At 72.2% G+C, this 17465-nt stretch carries 14 protein-coding genes and 1 tRNA gene; 6 read left to right on the top strand and 9 right to left on the bottom strand.

The features are described 5' to 3' along the window. Positions 1-5: 5 nt before the first annotated feature. Complete coding sequence (locus WME97_RS48170; RefSeq protein WP_012241614.1) at positions 6-488, bottom strand: MSMEG_0572/Sll0783 family nitrogen starvation response protein; 483 nt, start codon at positions 486-488, stop codon at positions 6-8. Between the two features lie 404 nt (positions 489-892). Then, positions 893-3265, bottom strand: coding sequence for a ribonuclease R (gene rnr, locus WME97_RS48175; protein WP_437547874.1), 2373 nt, complete (start codon positions 3263-3265; stop codon positions 893-895). 103 nt (positions 3266-3368) lie between these two features. On the opposite strand from rnr, the gene WME97_RS48180 reads away from it, so the two are divergent. Together WME97_RS48180 and add are read left to right on the top strand one after the other, a co-directional pair. Beyond that, on the top strand, positions 3369-4757 hold the full coding sequence (locus WME97_RS48180) for a vitamin K epoxide reductase family protein (protein ID WP_437547876.1): 1389 nt from the start codon (positions 3369-3371) through the stop codon (positions 4755-4757). 57 nt (positions 4758-4814) lie between these two features. Further along, positions 4815-6008 carry an adenosine deaminase gene (gene add, locus WME97_RS48185; protein WP_437547878.1) on the top strand — a complete coding sequence of 398 codons (1194 nt, stop codon included), beginning with the start codon at positions 4815-4817 and terminating at the stop codon, positions 6006-6008. Positions 6009-6093: 85 nt separating this feature from the next. Here add and nadE read toward each other — a convergent pair whose 3' ends face one another. Both nadE and WME97_RS48195 read right to left on the bottom strand, forming a co-directional pair. Next, a complete protein-coding gene (nadE, locus tag WME97_RS48190; RefSeq protein ID WP_437547880.1) occupies positions 6094-8013 on the bottom strand; it encodes an NAD(+) synthase in 1920 nt (639 codons plus the stop codon). A gap of 11 nt (positions 8014-8024) precedes the next feature. Further along, the gene (locus WME97_RS48195; RefSeq protein WP_437547882.1) at positions 8025-9011 is read right to left on the bottom strand and encodes a hypothetical protein; all 987 of its coding nucleotides are present in this window, start codon (positions 9009-9011) and stop codon (positions 8025-8027) included. Between the two features lie 344 nt (positions 9012-9355). Here WME97_RS48195 and WME97_RS48200 point away from each other — a divergent pair, with 344 nt between their 5' ends. The 3 genes from WME97_RS48200 to WME97_RS48210 all read left to right on the top strand — a co-directional run bounded on the left by WME97_RS48200 (position 9356) and on the right by WME97_RS48210 (position 11525). Beyond that, on the top strand, positions 9356-10219 hold the full coding sequence (locus tag WME97_RS48200) for a Crp/Fnr family transcriptional regulator (RefSeq protein WP_437547884.1): 864 nt from the start codon (positions 9356-9358) through the stop codon (positions 10217-10219). Between the two features lie 211 nt (positions 10220-10430). Continuing rightward, positions 10431-10513: transfer RNA gene (locus WME97_RS48205), tRNA-Leu, on the top strand. A gap of 277 nt (positions 10514-10790) precedes the next feature. Then, on the top strand, positions 10791-11525 hold the full coding sequence (locus WME97_RS48210; RefSeq protein ID WP_437555651.1) for a DciA family protein: 735 nt from the start codon (positions 10791-10793) through the stop codon (positions 11523-11525). Here the strand turns inward: WME97_RS48210 and WME97_RS48215 are convergent. From WME97_RS48215 to purD, 4 genes are all read right to left on the bottom strand, one after another. After that, positions 11416-12264, bottom strand: a complete 849-nt coding sequence (locus WME97_RS48215; RefSeq protein WP_012241622.1) for an FHA domain-containing protein — start codon at positions 12262-12264, stop codon at positions 11416-11418. The two genes, WME97_RS48210 and WME97_RS48215, sit on opposite strands and share 110 nt — an antisense overlap. Before the next feature lie 3 nt (positions 12265-12267). Further along, the gene (locus tag WME97_RS48220; RefSeq protein WP_437547886.1) at positions 12268-13146 is read right to left on the bottom strand and encodes an FHA domain-containing protein; all 879 of its coding nucleotides are present in this window, start codon (positions 13144-13146) and stop codon (positions 12268-12270) included. Between the two features lie 203 nt (positions 13147-13349). Beyond that, a complete protein-coding gene (locus WME97_RS48225) occupies positions 13350-13799 on the bottom strand; it encodes a hypothetical protein (protein ID WP_437547888.1) in 450 nt (149 codons plus the stop codon). A gap of 9 nt (positions 13800-13808) precedes the next feature. Then, positions 13809-15143 (bottom strand): phosphoribosylamine--glycine ligase, encoded by a 1335-nt coding sequence (purD, locus tag WME97_RS48230; RefSeq protein WP_437547890.1) that lies wholly within the window; start codon positions 15141-15143, stop codon positions 13809-13811. A 280-nt stretch (positions 15144-15423) separates the two neighbouring features. Here purD and WME97_RS48235 point away from each other — a divergent pair, with 280 nt between their 5' ends. After that, the gene (locus WME97_RS48235; RefSeq protein ID WP_437547892.1) at positions 15424-15864 is read left to right on the top strand and encodes a deoxycytidylate deaminase; all 441 of its coding nucleotides are present in this window, start codon (positions 15424-15426) and stop codon (positions 15862-15864) included. Between the two features lie 89 nt (positions 15865-15953). Here the strand turns inward: WME97_RS48235 and WME97_RS48240 are convergent, their stop codons facing one another. Continuing rightward, positions 15954-17441: a sigma 54-interacting transcriptional regulator gene (locus WME97_RS48240; RefSeq protein ID WP_437547894.1), complete on the bottom strand. Its 1488-nt coding sequence runs from the start codon at positions 17439-17441 to the stop codon at positions 15954-15956. Positions 17442-17465: the final 24 nt, after the last annotated feature.

The following is a 17465-nucleotide window of genomic DNA, read 5'->3' on the forward strand; positions in this document are numbered from 1 at the left end:
TCGGATCAGAGCGTCCAGGAGTGGACCATGAACGCGTTGTCCCGGCGGTGGATCAGCTGGATGTCGAGCACGTCGAGCGGGCTGATGGGCTTGATGCCCGGGATCAGCGCGTGCTCGCCGTGGCCGTAGAGCGCCTGCAGCGCGAACCGGCAGGCGTACACCTTGCCGCCCTCCTCCATGAACCGGCCGATCTGCTGGTTCACCGCGAGGTGCCCGGAGAACGCCTCGCTCCCGAGCTTGGGGAAGCCGCGCTGGAGCCCCAGCGTGACGCCCGGCCCATAGAGCAGGATGGATGTCTCAAACCCCTTACGTTGCAGGCGGATCGCCGTCAGCACGTTGACGAGGCCGATCGACCCTTCGAAGGCCACCGTGTGAAAGGTAACCAGCGCCTTCTCTCCCGGCTTCGCCTTGACGTCTTCGAAGACCTTCTCCTCGTAATCGACCAGGAAGTCACCAGCGTTGTAGGCGGGATACGTCGGCTTGGGCATTGGTTACCTCTCTCCTAGAATGAGTTAGTTGAGAACATAGTGGTTTTCTGGACGCAAGGAAAATGCAGGAGCCCTCCCTCTTTTGAGCGGGTGTCAGTCGCGGAGGGGCACAGAGGGGCGCGGAGGGGGTGCGACTTTGGATCTGGCGTCGGCGTCCGCAGCGCCCCGGTCGGCTGTTTGCCTGGGTCGTCGCGTGTGTCTCGAGCGCCTCGTCCGCTTCGTGCGCTTCGTGCGCTTGGGCGATTTCGGCGGGTTCGACTCGCTCTGTTTCGCCGGATCGTCTCGACGATTTCGACGACGTTTCGCGCGCTTGTCCGCGAGAGCGAGCGTGGCTGGGGAGGTGCTGTGCGCTCGTGCGTTCGAGCGACAAAAGCTGGCAGGGAATCGAGCCCTCGGGCGGGCTGCTACCGCTGCTTCTTTCGCACCTTGGCGCTCTTGCCGCCCTTGGTGCGCTTGCTGGTCTTAATGCCCTTCAGGGGCTTGGTGCTCTTGCTGATCTTGACACGACGGGGGGGCCGTGCGTCCGCCGCGTCGCGCCGCGGCCGGCGCGGCTTCGCCTCGTCCGCCGCCGGCTCGCCGGCGAGGCGCCGGCCATAGACGGCGCGCCGGAGGATGGCCACGTCCTCGATCTGCACGAGCATCGCGTCGCCGATCGCGATCCGGTCCCCCGAGCGGCGGCCGATGACGCGCAGCCCCTCGTCGTCGATCTCGTACTGATCCGGGCCGAGCGACTCCATGCGGACGAGCACGTCGACGAAGGGATCCTCGATGTTGACGTAAACGCCCCCTCCCACGATGCCCGTGACGGTGCCCTCGAAGGTGTCGCCGAGCCGTGAGCGCATGAGGAGCGCGCGGTGCAGGTCGACCACCTCGCGCTCCACCTCCATCGCCTTTCGCTCGCGCTCCGACGCCGTGATGGCCGCCTCGCGCAGCCGCTCGGTGGCCGCCTCGCTCCTGTCGACGCGCTCGCCGCGCAGCACCGCGCGGATGGCCCGGTGCGCCGTGATGTCCGGGTACCGCCGGATGGGCGAGGTGAAGTGCAGGTACGCGCTCGAGGCGAGCCCGAAGTGGCCCACGTTCGCGACGTCGTACACCGCCTGCTTCATCGCGCGGAGCAGCAGCATGTGCAGCACCTGCTTCTGCGGGTGCGCGTCGAGCTTCTTCAGGAACACCGACAGCCGCTTGGGGTCGGCCGCGTCCTCCGGGTCGAACGCGAGCCCGAGCTCCCCGCACATCGTCGCGAAGCGCTCGAGCTTCGCCTGGTCCGGGGGCGCGTGGTACCGGAAGACCGTGGGGATGCCCTGGTCGACGACGAACTGCGCGCACGTCTCGTTCGCGAGGAGCATCATCTCCTCGATGAGCTGGTAGGCCTTCGCCACGCCCGGGTCGTGGCTGCGCTTCTGCACGTCGACGGGCGCGCCCGTCTTCGGGTCGAGCACCACCTTCGCCTCGGGCAGGTCGAGGTCGAGCGCGCCCCGCCGCATCCGCTTGCCGCGGAGCAGCCGGGCGAGGTCCCACATCACCTGAAGATCGTTCCTGAGCGCCTCGGCCTCGGGGCTGCGCGGCGGCTCGGGGGTGAAGCCGAGCGCGCGCGCCACGCCGGGGTAGGTGAGCTTCGCGATCGAGCGGATGTACCCCTCGATGACGCGGGCCCGCCGCACCGTCGCCGTCGCGTCGAGCTCGACCTCGACGCACAGGCAGAGGCGGATCACGCCCGGCAGCAGCGAGCACAGGTTCGACGACAGCGCCCGCGGCAGCATCGGGATCGCGCGATCGGGCAGGTAGACCGAGTTGCCCCGCGCGAGCGCCGCCTTGTCGAGCGCGGTGCCCGGCCGCACGTAGTGCGAGACGTCGGCGATCGCGATCCAGGCGCGGTACGAGCCGTCCTCCTCGCGGATCACCCACACCGCGTCGTCGTGGTCGCGCGCGTCCTCCGGGTCGATCGTCGGCATGGGCAGGTGGGTGAGGTCCGTGCGCCCCTCGAGCGCCTCGGTCGGCACCTCGCCCCCGAACGCCTCGGCCTCGGCGATCGCCTCGGGCGAGTGCTCCTCCTCGATCCCCTCGCGCAGCAGGATCTTGGCGACCTCCACGTTCGGGTCGCCGGGCGTCCCCAGCACGGCCTCGATCACGCCCTCCGGGTTCTCGTCGGCCAGGTCAGGGAAGCGGGCGATCGACACGACCGCCGCGGCGCCGTCCTCCGCGTCGGGCGGAACGAGCGGCCCGCCCGGCTCGCGCGGCACGATCACGATGGGCCCACGGACGCGCCCGTCGTCCGGCTCGAGCCACGCGCTCCTGCCACGCCGGCGCAGCACGCCCGCCACGCGCGCGTGGCGCCGCTTGACGACCCGGACGATCTCCCCCTCCACGCCGCGCCGCGAGCGGGTCGAGATGCGCACGGCGACGGTGTCGCCGTGGAGCGCGCCGCCCATCGCCTCGGGCGAGACGTAGACGTCCTCGGCCGCCCCTCCGAGCGCCACGAAGCCGAAGCCGCGGGGGTGCACCGTCAGCGTCCCCTCGCGCTCGGCGCCGCGCGCCTCGACCTGCTTCTGGCTCGTGCGGAAGCGCTGCCCGGGGAGCGCGACGATGCTGCCCTCCAGCGACAGCTCCTCGAGCAGCCGCTGCAGCTTCGCGTAGCGGCCCGGCTCGACCCCGAGGCGCTCGGCGATCTCGTTCGCGTGCAGGGCGCGCTTGAACGAGGACAGCAGGTCGACCACGGCCTCCCGGCGGCGCGCGCCGGAGCCGGTCGTCGGAGGATCTCCGCGAGATGAAGAACGCATGAAACTCGACTAGCACGAGTCTCCTCGCGCTGGCTGTCTCCGCCCGGGTCCGGTATGCCTCGAACCCACCCCTCCTCCACCTGCAACGCACCCGCAACGACCGATGCTGCTGAACTCGATCGCCCTGCTCCTCGCGCTGGTGCTCCTCGTCGCCCTCGCCGGCAGGGGCAACGTCTTCGCGGTGCGTCCGGCCGGTGACCGGCGTGAGGGACGTGAAGGACGCGACGGACGGCCTGGGCGCGCGGAGGCACCTCAGGCGAGCCCCGAGGCGCCTGCGTCGCTGTCCTCGAGCGACGAGCGGCAGGCTGGGCGCGCCCGGTTCTTCGTCACGCTCTTCCGGCTCGCGCTCTTCGTCGCCATCGCGGCGAGCGCGGCGCTCGTCGTCGAGTACCAGAACGCGGGCGATCCCGCGTTCTGCGGCGTCACGTCGGGGTGCTTCGCCGTCAGGATCTCGCCGTACAGCCGCTTCCTCGGTGTCCCGCTGCCGAACCTCGGCCTCGCCGCCTTCACCGCGCTCCTCACCGCCTCGCTGCTCGCGCGGGCGCGCTGGCACCACGCCGCGATCGCGGCCGCCTCGGCGGTCGGCGGCCTCGCCGCCGCGGTGCTCCTCGGGCTCCAGAGCTTCGTGATCGGCGCGTTCTGCGCGTGGTGCATCGCGGTCGATCTCGCGGCCTTCGCCGCGGCGGTCACGTCTGCCCTCGTCGCGCGGCAGGCGCGGCGCATGCCGGCCAGGGCGTTCGAGCGCGCTGCCCAGGGCGGGCCGCTGGGCGTCACGGTGTGGGGCGCGGCCGCCGCGGCCGCGATCGGCCTGCCGTTCCTCTGGGGCAGCCACCCGGTCATTCCGCCGCTCCCGCCGGAGCTCGCGGCGCTGCAGGAGCCGGGCAAGATCACGATCGTGGCCTTCACCGACTTCGAGTGTCCCTTCTGTCGCAGGCTGCACCCCGAGCTGAGCAAGATCGAGGAACCCTACGGCGACAGGGTGCGCCACGTGCGCAAGATGGTGCCGCTCCCGATCCACCCCGGCGCGCTCCCCGCCGCGAAGGCCTACGTCTGCACGCCCGAGGACAAGCGCGAGCAGGCCGCTGCGCTGCTCTACAGCGCGTCGCCAAGCAAGCTCACGGACGAGCGCGTCGCGTCCGTCCTCTCGCCGCTCGGCCTCTCGGCCGCGGAGCTCGCGGCTTGCCTCGCCGCGCCCGAGACCCAGGCCGCCATCGACGCGGACGTCGCGCTGTATGGGCGGATGGAGGCGCGCGGGCTCCCGACGACCTACGTCGGTCGGCGGCTCGTGGTGGCGTACAACCCCGAGCGGATCCGCGATGCGCTGCGCCGTGAGGCCGCCGGGGACGACATGAGCTTGCCGCTCCCGTGGCTCTTCGTCGCCCTCTTCGGCGTGGCCGCCGTCGCCGTGCTCGCGGCCGGAAGGGATCGCTCGCGCGGCGCGGCGGACGAGGGGGGCGCCGCGCCCTCGTCGTCCTCGCCAGAGCGATCGTGAGCGAACTCGCGCCCCGCGCTGCCTTTCGCGGCCGGTCGCCGGGTGACAGAATAGCTCATGAGTGATCATCCCGAGCTAGCCGGCAAGCTCCCCCTGGAGTTCTTCCGGCAACTACCCAAGACCGATCTGCACGTCCACCTCGACGGCTCGCTGCGCCTCGAGACGATCATCGAGCTCGCCCGCACCCACCACGTCGAGCTCCCCACGTACGAGCCGGCGGAGCTGCGCAGGGTGATGAACCTGGGCCAGAACTGCGGCTCGCTCGTCGAGTACCTCAAGGCGTTCGACATCACGCTGCGCGTCCTGCAGACCGAGGAGGCGCTCCACCGCGTCGCCTACGAGCTCGCGGAGGACGCCGCGCGCGAGAACGTGCGCTACATGGAGGTCCGCTACTCGCCGATGCTGCACACCCGCCTCGGCCTGCGGCTCACGAGCGTGGTCGAGGCGGTGCTCTCCGGGCTCAGGACGGCGCGCGACGCGCTGGGCATCGAGAGCAACGTCATCGTCTGCGGCATCCGCAACATCTCGCCGGAGTCGTCGCTGGAGATGGCGGAGCTCGCGGTGGCGTACAAGGGCCGCGGCGTCGTCGGGTTCGACCTGGCCGGCGCCGAGTACGACCACCCGGCGAAGCACCACAAGGCCGCGTTCCAGCTCGTGCGGCAGAACAACATCAACTGCACCATCCACGCCGGCGAGGCGTACGGCCCCGAGTCGATCGCGCAGGCGCTCCACGTCTGCGGCGCGCACCGGATCGGCCACGGCTGCCGCCTGCGCGAGGACGGCGACCTGCTCCACTACATCAACGATCACCGCATCCCGCTCGAGTGCTGCCCGTCGTCGAACGTGCAGACCGGCGCCGTGCGCGACCTCGCCTCGCACCCGCTCAAGCTCTACCAGAGCCTCGGCCTGCGCGTGACCGTCAACACCGACAACCGGCTCGTCACCGACACGACGGTGTCGCACGAGCTCTGGCACTGCCACACGAAGATGGGGTTCGGGCTCAAGGAGATCAAGGCGACCATCGTGGCCGGCTTCAAGAGCGCCTTCCTGCCGTTCCACATCAAGCAGGCCTATCTCCGCCGCGTCACCGAGGATCTCGAGCGCTTCTCGGCGGACGGCTCGATCCGCCCCGCGGTGGCGCCCGTAACTCCTGGCATGGCCGCCGGCCACGACGGGATCGAGATCGCCTCGAGGGACGGGAAGGACGGCAGGCAGGGGGCCCCGGCCTCCGTCGAGAAGGCCGCCAACTGAGGCGCTGCCGCCGACGCGCCGACGCGCCGCGGATCGAAGCGTCGATCGCGCGGCGTACGGCGGCGGCCGCGCCCTGGCGTCGGGCTCAGCCGCCCTTCCACTCGGTCCGCTGCACCACGGGCAGCTGCAGCGCGCGCTCGCGGTCGAGGTCGAGCGAGCCGAGGTGGATCGCGATCGGCGACTGCACCCACTTGAAGATCGACCTCGAGAACAGCGTCGCGAACTTCTCGGCCCAGGCCCGCAGCGCGGCGGGGTCCTTGTCCGGGAACAGGCTCGGGAGCGCCGCCGCGACCTCGTCGGCGGCGAGCTTCTCGGCGCCGTAGAGGTGGAGGCACGCGTCGAGGACCTCGAACGGCATGAGCTCGGCCTCGCCCGACTGGTTCTCGGCGAGCTCCGGCCCGGCGGTGGTGGCGAGCGTCTGCTGGATGCCCTGGAAGCGGAAGCGCTGCGAGAGCCGCTCGAGCAGCGCGATGACCACCGTCTTCGGCAGGTTGGCGATGACGCTGAACGCCCCTTCGAGGTCGCCGCCCACCGTGGTGTAGCCGAGCGCCTTCTCGCTCATGTTCCCCGTCTGCAGGAACAGCGCGCCGCTCGTGTTCGCCCAGTTCCACATGCGCCCGCCGCGGATGCGCGCCTGCACGTTCTGCTTCGTGAGCTCGGTGAGCTGCCCGCCCTCGCCGACCATCGCCTGGGCGGCCTCGAGCTCCCGGGGGAACGCGTCCTCGATCGGGATGACCGCGAACGACACCCCGAGATCGTCGGCGATCTGCGCGGCGGCGCGGTGCGTGGCGTCGCTGGAGTAGCGGGACGGCATGAAGAACGCGTAGAGCGACGCCCCCATCCGCTCGCGCAGGGCCGCGCCCTCGAGGCCCGGGTGGATGAGCTGCACCGCGCGCCAGGCGACGAGCAGCGTGAGGAGCGAGTCGCGGCCGCCCGAGAGCGCGAGGCCGATGCTCTTGAAGGCGCCGATCTTGCGGTAGTAGTCGGCGACGCCGAGCGCGAGCGCCTCGTAGAAATCGTCGAGCAGCTCGTCGCGCGCGGAGATCGCGGGCAGCGCCGCCGAGGGCAGGAACGGCGTCGTGCCGGCCGGCGGGGCGGGGTAGGCGAGGCGCGCGCGGTCCGCCGTCTCCCCGTCGATCCGGAGGACCTGCACCATGCGGGCGGAGGCGCGGCGGAACTCCTCGAGATCGCTGCGCCAGGTGCTCGCCTCGCGGCGGCAGCGGGTGGTCCGGTCGAGGTCGACGACGGCCGCGGAGAACCCCTCGCGGAACCGCGGCGCCTCCAGCATCGGCCGGCCGTTCTGGTTGATGAACCCGCCGCCGTCGAAGACGAGCCCGTCGTTGCCGCCGACCAGGTTCGCGTAGGCGATCGTGCACTGGTTGTCCGAGGCGCGGGTCGCGATCATCTCGCGCCGGGTGCTCGTCACGCCGGCGCGGAAGGGCGACGCCGAGATGTTGCAGACGATCTCGGCGCCGGCGTAGCAGCGGCGCCGCATCGGGCCGTCGGGCGACCAGATGTCCTCGCACACCTCGACGGCGATCGTCCCGAAATCGAAGGCGTAGACGCGATCGCCGCAGAGCACGCCGTCGGCGTCGAGCTCCATGAACGGCATGCCGCGCGAGAACGTCCGCGCCTCGTAGAAGATGTTGTAGGTCGGCAGCTTCTCCTTGGGGGAGAAGGCGAGCACCCGGCCGGCGTGGACGATGGCGCCGGCGTTGAAGAGGTCGCCCCCCACGCCGACGGTCACGCCGATGACGAACACGGTGCGGAGCTGCGCGGTCTCCTCGGCGAACCGGCGGAGCTCGCGCTGCTGGCTCGCGACGAACGCCGGCCACTGCACGAGGTCCTCGGCCGCGTAGCCGCCGATCACCTGCTCCGGGAAGACCGCCAGGGTGACGTCGTCGCGCGCCATCGCGCGGGCGAGCGAGAGGCACCGGTCGGTGTTCGAGCGGACGGCGCCGACGGTCGCGTTGACGTTGGCGATTCCGATCTTGACGAGTCGCATCGGGCGGCAGCCTACCGCGGCAGCACGGCGCTGAGCAGGCCGAAGAGCTTGTCGAGCTCCCCGGGGGTCACGCGCCGGTTCGACTTCACGCGATCCCCCTCGGCGAAGAAGACGATCGGGTCGACGACGCGGACCGTCACGATGGCGATGCGGAACGAGGTCGCGCGCTCGATCTCCTCGTTGAGGAAGGCCGCGTCGCGGACGGCGAGCTCGGGGGTCTCGCTCGCGCCGTCGAGCGCGACCGTGGCGCCGCCGTCCTTGGTCAGCGTCACGGTGGCCTCGAGCGATCTCAGGGTGGGCGGCACCCGGGGCGCCTCCCGCGGCCCCTTCAGCGTCCTCGCCGGGTCGATCGCCGCGGCGATCGCGGCCTCGTCGCCTGTCGGATCGGGGAAGCCGCCCGTGCCAAGGAAGCGCCGCGCCTCGCGCGCCCGCGCGACCGGCAAGACCACGAGGAAGTCGGGCTCCACGGTCGCCACGACGCGCGTGTGCCCCTTGATGGTCACGCGCACCGCCGGCACGCCGAGCCCGCTCTCCCGGGCCCCTGGCGGCTGGCTGCGCGAGAGGAGCGCGTCGAGGCCGGACGCCAGCCTGTCCGGCGGCACGCTGTGCTGGACGACGACCACCGCCTCGTGGGCCGCGTCCGCGCGCGGCGCGGTGACGAAGGCGCGCTCGACGTCCCGCTCCGGATCGAGCCCCGTGCCGGTGAGCACGGGGCCCCACAGATCGAGCGCCGCGAGCCGCCCCATGATGGGGTGTCCCCGGGTCCTGTCGCCGTAGACGAGCACCGAGACCTTCCCCCCGGCGATCGACTGCGCGATCGCGGCCGCGTTGCGCGGCTTCGGCGGCGGCGCCGTCTCCGCGCTGACCGGCGCCCCGGACGACGCGGAGCCGCACGAGGCGGCGAGGAGGGCGAGGCCGATGGCGGCGAGCCGCAGCAGCGAGCGGCGCAGCGGCGAGGCGCGCATCGCGTCGGGGAGCCCTTGGCGAACGGACGGCATCACCCGGGCGACGTTACCGGCACCTACCCGATCCCGCCAGCGGGGCAAACCTCCAGGGCGCCCGTCGCCGGGCGCGCGTCGACGGACCGACCGCGCGATCGTCACTCCCCGCTCGCCGACGCGCGACGCGACGACGCGCTGCATGGCGACGAGGCGAGAAGGTGCGCGGGCTCGCGGTCCTGCGCGCGCACCTCGCTGCGGCGAGGCCATCCCTCTTCCTCGGCTCGGGACCTGGAGTAGGATGCCGCTCCCGCGGTCCACGCAGAGCTCGTGCGCGCCGCAAGGCTCCGTGTCCCGCGACGCGGACGCGGAGCCCGACCCATGTTGAAGAGGAGTGTCATCCCATGGCGGTCCGCCCATCCGACCTGCACGCGATCCCGCTGTTCGAGAGAATCACGGAGGATCACCTCGATGACCTGATGAAGGCGTTCCAGCGCCAGGAGGTCCCGTCCGGCCACGTGCTCTTCGAGGCCCGGAGCGCCCCGGCGCACCTGTTCCTCCTGGTCCGGGGCGAGGTCGCGCTGCTCGAGGCGGGCGAGACGCGCTTCCGCCTGAGCCCCATCTCGCCCATCGGCGAGCTCGGCGCGCTGACCGGCTTCCGGCGGACGACGACGGCGGTGACGACGCAGCCTTCGGAGATCTGGCGCATCGGCGTCGCCGAGCTCCAGGACTTCTTCGAGGACCACGGGGACGTCGCGTACCCCTTCTACAACAACCTGCTCAACGTCGTGGCCGGCAAGATCCGGCGCGACGCGCGCCGCCTCGAGGAGACCCGCGCGAACCTGATCCGCACGCAGAAGGCGATGAAGCGGCTCCTCGATCTCGTGCTCGACAGCGAGGAGACGCCGCTGAGCAAGGTCATCTGCGCGACCCTCGAGGAGCTCATCGAGAAGAACCGGCGCTCCCACTACATGGTCGAGCCGGCTCACACGCTGAAGAGCTCGGTCCGCCTGGACAGCGGCGCCCTCGTCCCCGTCGTCGAGCTCTCGGACGGCTGGCTGCGCCTCGCCGGTCTGCGCGACGTCGCTAAGGACGCGCACTGGAGCGGCGTGCTCGTCCTGCCCGCGCGCGAGATCCCGGTGAGCGGGACCATCGACGCGGTCGACGACCACGGCGCGCTGGTGAAGCTCGATCTCCTGATCGACGAGTACGCCTCTGCGCTCCAGGACTACCTGACGCGCCTCCAGATGCTGGATTTCGTGGTGTGATCTCTCGCCGCGCCGCGATCGCGGGCCGCGCCTCGATGCGCGGCGGCCGCGGCGCGGCGGCGCTGCTCGTGGCTTTGCCGGCCTCCTGCCCGCGCGACCGCTCTCGGGCGCTCAGGCTCGTAGGCTCGTAGGCTCGCAGGCTCGCAGACGGTTGCCAGGATCGTGCCCGGTGATCTACGGTTCCAGGAGCTCGCTGACATCGCAGCGCTGAGCCGAAGTGGCGGAATGGCAAACGCGGCGGATTCAAAATCCGCTGTCCGCAAGGGCTTGTGGGTTCGAGTCCCACCTTCGGTACCGAGAGCGCCCCTCACGATCGTTCGTCGCCAGGCAGCCGAGGGCGGGTGGTTCGCTCTGGCGAGCGACCGTCCTGGTCACAGGGCGGCGCCGTAGGGGCTGACCGTTCGTGACGCTGGGCGAGCCTGGACGGCGCGCTCTGCCGGAGCACGGCGCTGTCAGGCTGCTACGCTCGGCGCGCATGTCGCGTCGGAGCGGAGGTGGGATCGAACGGCTGGGTGCGCTGATCCAGCGCGGGTCCTCGCTCTCGGCGCCGGCGGAGATCGACACCTCGCCGATGCCGTTCCGCGAGTGGGAAGCGGCCGTGGGGTCCCGGATCGCCGCGCGCGCGCGGCCGCTCAAGCTGGAGCGCGGCGTGCTCCACGTCCGCGCGGCGAGCTCGATGTGGGCGCAGGAGCTCTCGCTGCTCGGCGACGCCATCACCGCGCAGCTCCGGTCGCGCGGCCTCCCTGTGCAGTCCCTCCGGTTCCGCGTCGGCAAGGTGGAGCCGGTCGCGCGGCCGCCCTGGCGCGAGGAGGTCCGCCCGACCCCGAAGGAGGCGCCGCTCCCGGTCGAGGTGCGGCGAGAGCTCGGGAAGGTCGCCGATACCGAGCTGCGCGATGCGATTGCGAAGGCCGCCGCGAGGAACCTCGGCTGGCAGGAAGCCGAGGCGGGCGCGCGTCCCCGCAACGCACCGCCGCCGCTCCAGCCCTCCGCGGCGCCGGCCCCCCGTGTGTCGCCGCCGCCTGTCCAGCACGGGGCCGCTCGCGCGGCGCCGCCGCCTGTCCAGCACGGGGCCGCTCGCGCGGCGCCGCCGCCTGTCCAGCACGGGGCCGCTCGCGCGGCGCAGCCGCCGGCTCCGCGCGTGTCGCGCGTGTCGCCAGAGGCCGCCGCTCCCGCGACGCCCGGCGGCGATGCGGAGGCTACTTCGCCGCGACGAGGCGCTCGAGACCCTCGATCCGCTGCATCAAGAACCGCTCGGTCGGACCGAACGACGGAGCCATCCGGCGGAGGTCGTCGAGGTAGATCCTGAGCGGCTGGATATCGAGCGTCTTGACGCGCCGGACGACGGTGTAGAGCTCGTCGACGACGGGGCCGGGCAGCGGGCGGCGCGCGATCGTGAAGAGCTCGAACGCGTAGTTGACCCACGTCCCCTTGGTCGTGGCGCCCGCGAGGCGAGCCGCGTAGCGCGCGGCGAGCTCCGCGGCCGGCATCTCCAGCGGCACGTTCGTCCGCGCGCGGCTCAGGATGTCGATCAGCACCGTCTGCAGGATGCGCTCGGCCTCCTCGCTGCGGCCCATCGCCAGCGCCTTGTCGGCGAGGCTCGCGAGCAGGCGCAGCGACTGGAAGCCCTTGGATCCGCCGTCTCCCGTCGGGCTCGTGAGCTCCGTCGGGTCGTCCGACATCTTGCGCATCTCGGTCAGCGCCATCGCGCCGAGCGTCGCCGTCGCGCGGCGGAACTCGACCCCGTAGGCGTCGTGGGGGCGCGACTCCTCCCCGCCGTAGAGCAGCATCTCCTGGCTGCCGATGATGATGCGGTCGCCGTCGGTCAGCTCGCGCTGGCCGGAGATGCGCGTGCCGTTGACGTACACGCCGTTCCTGCTCTCGAGATCGTGCAAGGCCACGCCGTCGTTGCGCACCTGCAGCGTCGCGTGGCGCCGCGACACCAGCGGGTCATCGAGCGAGAGCTGGCAGTCGCCGCTCCGGCCAATCACGAAGGGCCCTTCGGGGAGCTCGAAATCGTGCGCCAAGTACCGGAGGCGGAAAGGCATGGTCTATTTCAGTGCGCCGAGGCGCTCGAGCCCTTCAATGCGCTGGAGGATGAACCGCTCCGCCGGCGTACGCTCACCTGCGCGCTCGCGGAGCCGCTTCGCATAGCCACGGAGAATGGACATGTCGACGGCCTTCACCTTGCGCAGGACACTATACAGCTCATCGACGAGGTAGGCGGGGAGGAGGAGCTCGAGCCGGGTATTCAGCTCGAAAATGTAGTTGATCCACGAGCCCCGACCCGTCGCCGAGGCGAGGCGGGCCGCATACATGCTTGCCTTCTCGACCAGCTCGGGCTGCACGGCGCCGACGCCCCCGTCCCGCGCCTTCGTGAGGATGTCGGTGAGCGAGCGCTGGAGGATGCGCTCGGCCTCATCGACGCGCCCCAGGGCGAGCGCCTTGTCGGCGACGCTGCCGATGAGGCTGAGCGCGTGCACGCGCTTGTCCGGGTGCTGAGGGACGAGCCCGGGGAGCGACCTCCGGGAGGCGATGGCCGTCGCGCCGTCGTCCTCGCCTGCGGGCATCTCGCTCATGTCGACCGTGCGCGCGTTCTGCTGCCTCGTCCAGAGCGGCGCGCTCCGCGGCGAGTGCGCCGAGCTCGGCTCGATGGCCCCGAGCAGGAACATCTCCTGCCCCCCGATCGCGATCTTGTCGCCGTCCGTCAGGATCTGGCGCCCCGCGATCCGAGCACCGTTGATGAGCACGCCGTTGCGGCTGCCGAGATCCTCGATCGCGACGCCGCCTTCACCGACGGTCAGCAGCGCGTGCCTGCGCGACACCAGCGGGTCGTCCAGCGACAGCTGGCAGTCCGCGCTCCGTCCGATGAAGAACTCGCCGAGCGGCACCTCGAGATCGTGGGCGAGGTAGCGCAATCGGATGCCCATGATCGAGCCATACCAACAGCCCAACAGGCCGTCAAAAGACAGCTTTCGGGCCGTGTAGCATTGGTTTGCAAGCCCACAAGAACGGCCGTGCAATGCGGACGGGACGTCCGTTTCCGTCTTACAGTATCATACCAGTCCTCGTTGTCGTCGGCGTCGTCGTCGCGTGCCGTCACGCGCCGTTGCTACCGGCTTGGGCGAGGCGCTCAGGGGAGGCGGGAGAGGACCCGGAGCAGCCTAAGGAGGAGCCTTGGGTGCGCGACGAGCCCGTAGATCTTGAGCTCCCCGCGGGCCACGAGGCGCGCGAGGTCGCGCAGGGGGCCGCTCTGTCGGCGGTGCAGCACCCCCAGCTTCGGGAGGCGCAGCCAGCGGTGGAACGCGACGTCGGGGAGCCGGCGGAGCGCCGACTCGTCGCCGCAGAACGTGACGGACGGGATGCCGATGGCGCCATCGTGGATGGTGAGCCGCCCGTGGTCGAAGCGCATCGTCATGGACGTATCGGCGTCCTGCGCGACGACGAGCACCGACCCGCGCAGCGCCCGGAAATCGGAGGCGCGCTTCGGGTCGCGCGCGAGGTGCTCGCGGATGAGGTGACCGAGGTAGGCCGCGAGCGGGTTCTCTTCAGCGCCTGGGGCGAGATCGACGATGGGTTCCATGGTGCCGCCTCACCCGGCCGCGCGCGCTCCGTCCACCCCGATGTCGCGGCGGAGCACCTTGCCGTCGAAGTCGATGGCGCCCGCGGCGCGGAAGGCGCGCTCCCGCGCCTCGGCGAGCGAGTCGCCCGCGGCGGTGACGGCGAGCACGCGGCCCCCCGCGGTCACGACCGCGCCGTCCCGCTCGGCGGTGCCCGCGTGGTTCACGAAGGCGCCCTCCACCGCGGCCGCGGCGTCGAGGCCGCGGATGACGTCGCCGGTCACCGGCGCCGTGGGGTAGCCGCGCGCCGCGAGCACGACGGTGAGCGCGTGGCGGCCGGGGGCGACGCGCGCCGCCCCGGGAGCGAGCGCGCCCGCCGCGGCGGACGCGCAGAGCTCGGCGACGTCGCCCTCGAGCAGCTCCATCAGCGCCTCGCACTCGGGATCGCCGAAGCGGACGTTGTGCTCGAGCAGCATGGGGTCCCCGGCGGGCGTGATCATCAGGCCCGCGAACAGCACCCCGCGGAAGGGCCTCCCTTCCGCCCGCATGCCGTCGATCGTCGGCCGGAGGATCTCGCGCTCGACGCGCGCGGTCAGGGCCGGGGTGACGCGGGCGCTCGGCGCGAACGCGCCCATGCCGCCCGTGTTCGGCCCGGTGTCGCCCTCGCCGACGCGCTTGTGATCGCGCGCCGCCGGCAGGACGAAGATCGCCTCGCCGTCGCTGATGGCGTGCACGCTGGCCTCCTCGCCCTGGATCGCGTCCTCGAGGATCACGGTCGCGCCGGCGTCGCCGAAGCGGCGATCCACGAGCATGTCCTTCGCGGCCGCGAGCGCCTCGTCGACGGTCGTCGCGACGACGACGCCCTTGCCGGCGCAGAGCCCGTCGGCCTTCACGACGATGGGCGCGCCGCGCTCGCGGATGACGCGGGCCGCCTCGTCGAAGGAGCGCACGATCCGGAACGGCGCGGTCGGGATCCCGTGGCGGGCGGCGAACTCCTTGAGGAACGCCTTCGACCCCTCGAGGCGCGCCGCCTCGCGGCTCGGCCCGAAGACGGCGATGCCCTCGGCGGCGAGCGCGTCGGCGACGCCCGCGCAGAGCGGCGCCTCGGGGCCGACGACGACCAGGTCGGCGCGCTCGCGGACGGCGAGCCGGGTCGCCTCGGCGGGCGACAGCGACGGGAGGTCGACCCGGCGGATCGGGGCGCGGCCGGCGCCCGCTTGCGCGTGGGTCCCGGCGTTCCCGGGCGCCACGATCACCTCGGCGACCGAGGGCGATCGGGCGAACGCACGCGCGAGGGCGTGCTCGCGCCCCCCGGAGCCGAGCACGAGGATGCGGCGATCTGACCTTCGGGGGGCGGCGGAGCTCACCCCCGCGCGCTACCACGCGCCGGGCCTCGCTGTCGAGGCGCCTCGCGCGGTCCCGCGCCCGCGGGGGGCTCCGCGGCGCCCGGCGTCGTGATAGAAGCGCCCGCGGGGCGCGCGGCGCGGCTCAGCCGGGGCCGCGGGCGCGCAACGCCGGGCCCTTCGCGAGGGGGACCGGAGGGCGGATCCCTGAACATTCTGGAGGGATCGGCGAGCGCGGGTCGCTCGACGTCGAGGGGACGTCGAGGGGGCGGCGGGCGCGGATCCCCCGTCGTGGAGGTGAGCGATGACGCATCGGGCTTCGTGGGATGAATATTTCATGCGCATCGCCGAGGTCGTCGCGTCGCGGGCGACCTGCGATCGGAAGCACGTCGGCGCGGTGATCGTGCGCGACAAGAGCATCCTCGCGACCGGGTACAACGGATCGATCCGGGGGCTGCCTCACTGCGATGAGGAGGGGCACCTGATCGAGGACGGCCACTGCGTGCGCACGATCCACGCGGAGGCCAACGCCGTCATCCAGGCCGCGCGGAACGGGGTGCGGATCGACGGCGCGACGGTCTACGTCACGGCCTCGCCTTGCTGGGGGTGCTTCAAGATGATCGCGAACGCGGGGCTCTCGCGCGTCGTCTTCGGCGAGTTCTACCGCGACGAGCGCATCTTCCGGTTCGCCACGGAGCTCGGGATCGAGCTCGCCCCGCTGGAGCGGCGCGAGACGCCCGCCTGAGGTGTTGCGCGGGCGGCCGCTCGGTTGAGCGAGCCCTCGCGCAATCGACGCCAGAACGACGCCAGGTTGCGCGGCGATCTGCGCAACGCTCAGGCCTTGCGCGGCCGCGGCAGCCCGTACACGCGGATCCGCTCGACCAGCGTGCGCCGTGAGATCCCGAGCAGCGCCGCGGCGCGCGTCTGGTTCCCCATGCACTGCTCGAGCGCCTGGACGATGCGCTCGCGCTCGTGGGCCTCCATGGCGTCGCGCAGCCGGGTGGGGCCCGGGTCCACGCCGTCCGGCGCGCTCTTCGCGCCGTCGGGCACGCTCCTCGCAATCGTAGACCCTGGTGCTGACGCTGACGCCGTCGCACTCGCGTTCGGGGGCGCCTGCGGCGGGCGCGCCGGAAGGGGCATGGCATGCGATGGACGGGTGGGATCGGCCAGAGAGGAGAGGAGCAGGTGCTCCGGCCCGATGGGCGCCCCGTTGGCGAGGATCACCGCGCGCTCGATCACGTTGCGCAGCTCCCGGATATTGCCTGGCCAGCTGTGGCGCTGGAGCTCGGCCAGGGCCGCGGGCGAGATCGGAACGGACGCGGCGCTCGCCTCGCCGGGGAAGAGCTCCTTCGCCGTGCGCTCCGCGAAGAGCTGCGCCAGCGCCGCGACCTCCCCGGGCCGCTCGCGCAGCGGCGGGATGGAGAGGGTCACGCCGTTCAGCCGGAAATACAGGTCCTGCCGGAACGCGCCGCGGCTCACCTCGGCCTCGAGGTCGCGGTGCGTGGCCGAGACGAAGCGGACGTCGATCTTGATGGGGGTCAGCCCGCCCACCCGCATCACCTTCCGCTCCTCGATGACCCGGAGCAGCTTGGCCTGGATCGAGGGCGGCAGCTCGCCGATCTCGTCGAGGAACACGGTGCCCCCTTCGGCCGTCTCGAGCAGCCCCGGCTTCGCCCGGACGGCGCCGGTGAAGGCGCCGCGCTCGTGGCCGAACAGCTCGCTCTCGAGCAGCGACTCGGACAGCGCGACGCAGCTCAGGCGCAGGAGTGGGCGGCTCGCGCGCGGCGAGGCCCTGTGGATCGACTCGGCCAGCACCTCCTTGCCGGCGCCCGTCTCGCCGAGGAGGAGGATGTTGATCGGGCCGTTCGCGACGCGCTGGGCGAGCTCGTAGACGGCGCGCATCGCGTCGTCCTTGACGATGACGTCCTTGCCCGCGTCCCGCTCGCCGCCCTTCTGGCGGAGGACGACGCGCGCGGCGCCGAGGTAGATGACGTCGCCGGGCGAGAGCTCGACCGCGGCGCCCCGCGCGGGCGTGCCCTTGCCCACATCGATCAGGCGCTCGGTCGCCGCGCTGCAGTGCCGGGCGCGCACGCGGGTCCCGTTGCTGCTGCCGAGGTCCTCGATCCGGAGCGGCGGGCCGAGGTGCAGCACCGCGTGCCGGCGCGACACCGAGGAGTCGGGGACGCAGATGCCGGCGTCCTCGTCCCTGCCCAGGACGACGCTGCCCGAGCCCGGCAGCTGTCGGGTGCTCATCGAGCTCTGGGTGATGATCAGGAGCTCGAGCGAGCCACCATCGCGGGAAAGAATCTCCGGCTCAGCCACATCGCACCCCAGAGTCGCGCCGGA

It is taken from the genome of Sorangium sp. So ce367 (assembly GCF_051520455.1).
Lineage (GTDB): Bacteria > Myxococcota_A > Polyangia > Polyangiales > Polyangiaceae > Sorangium > Sorangium cellulosum_B.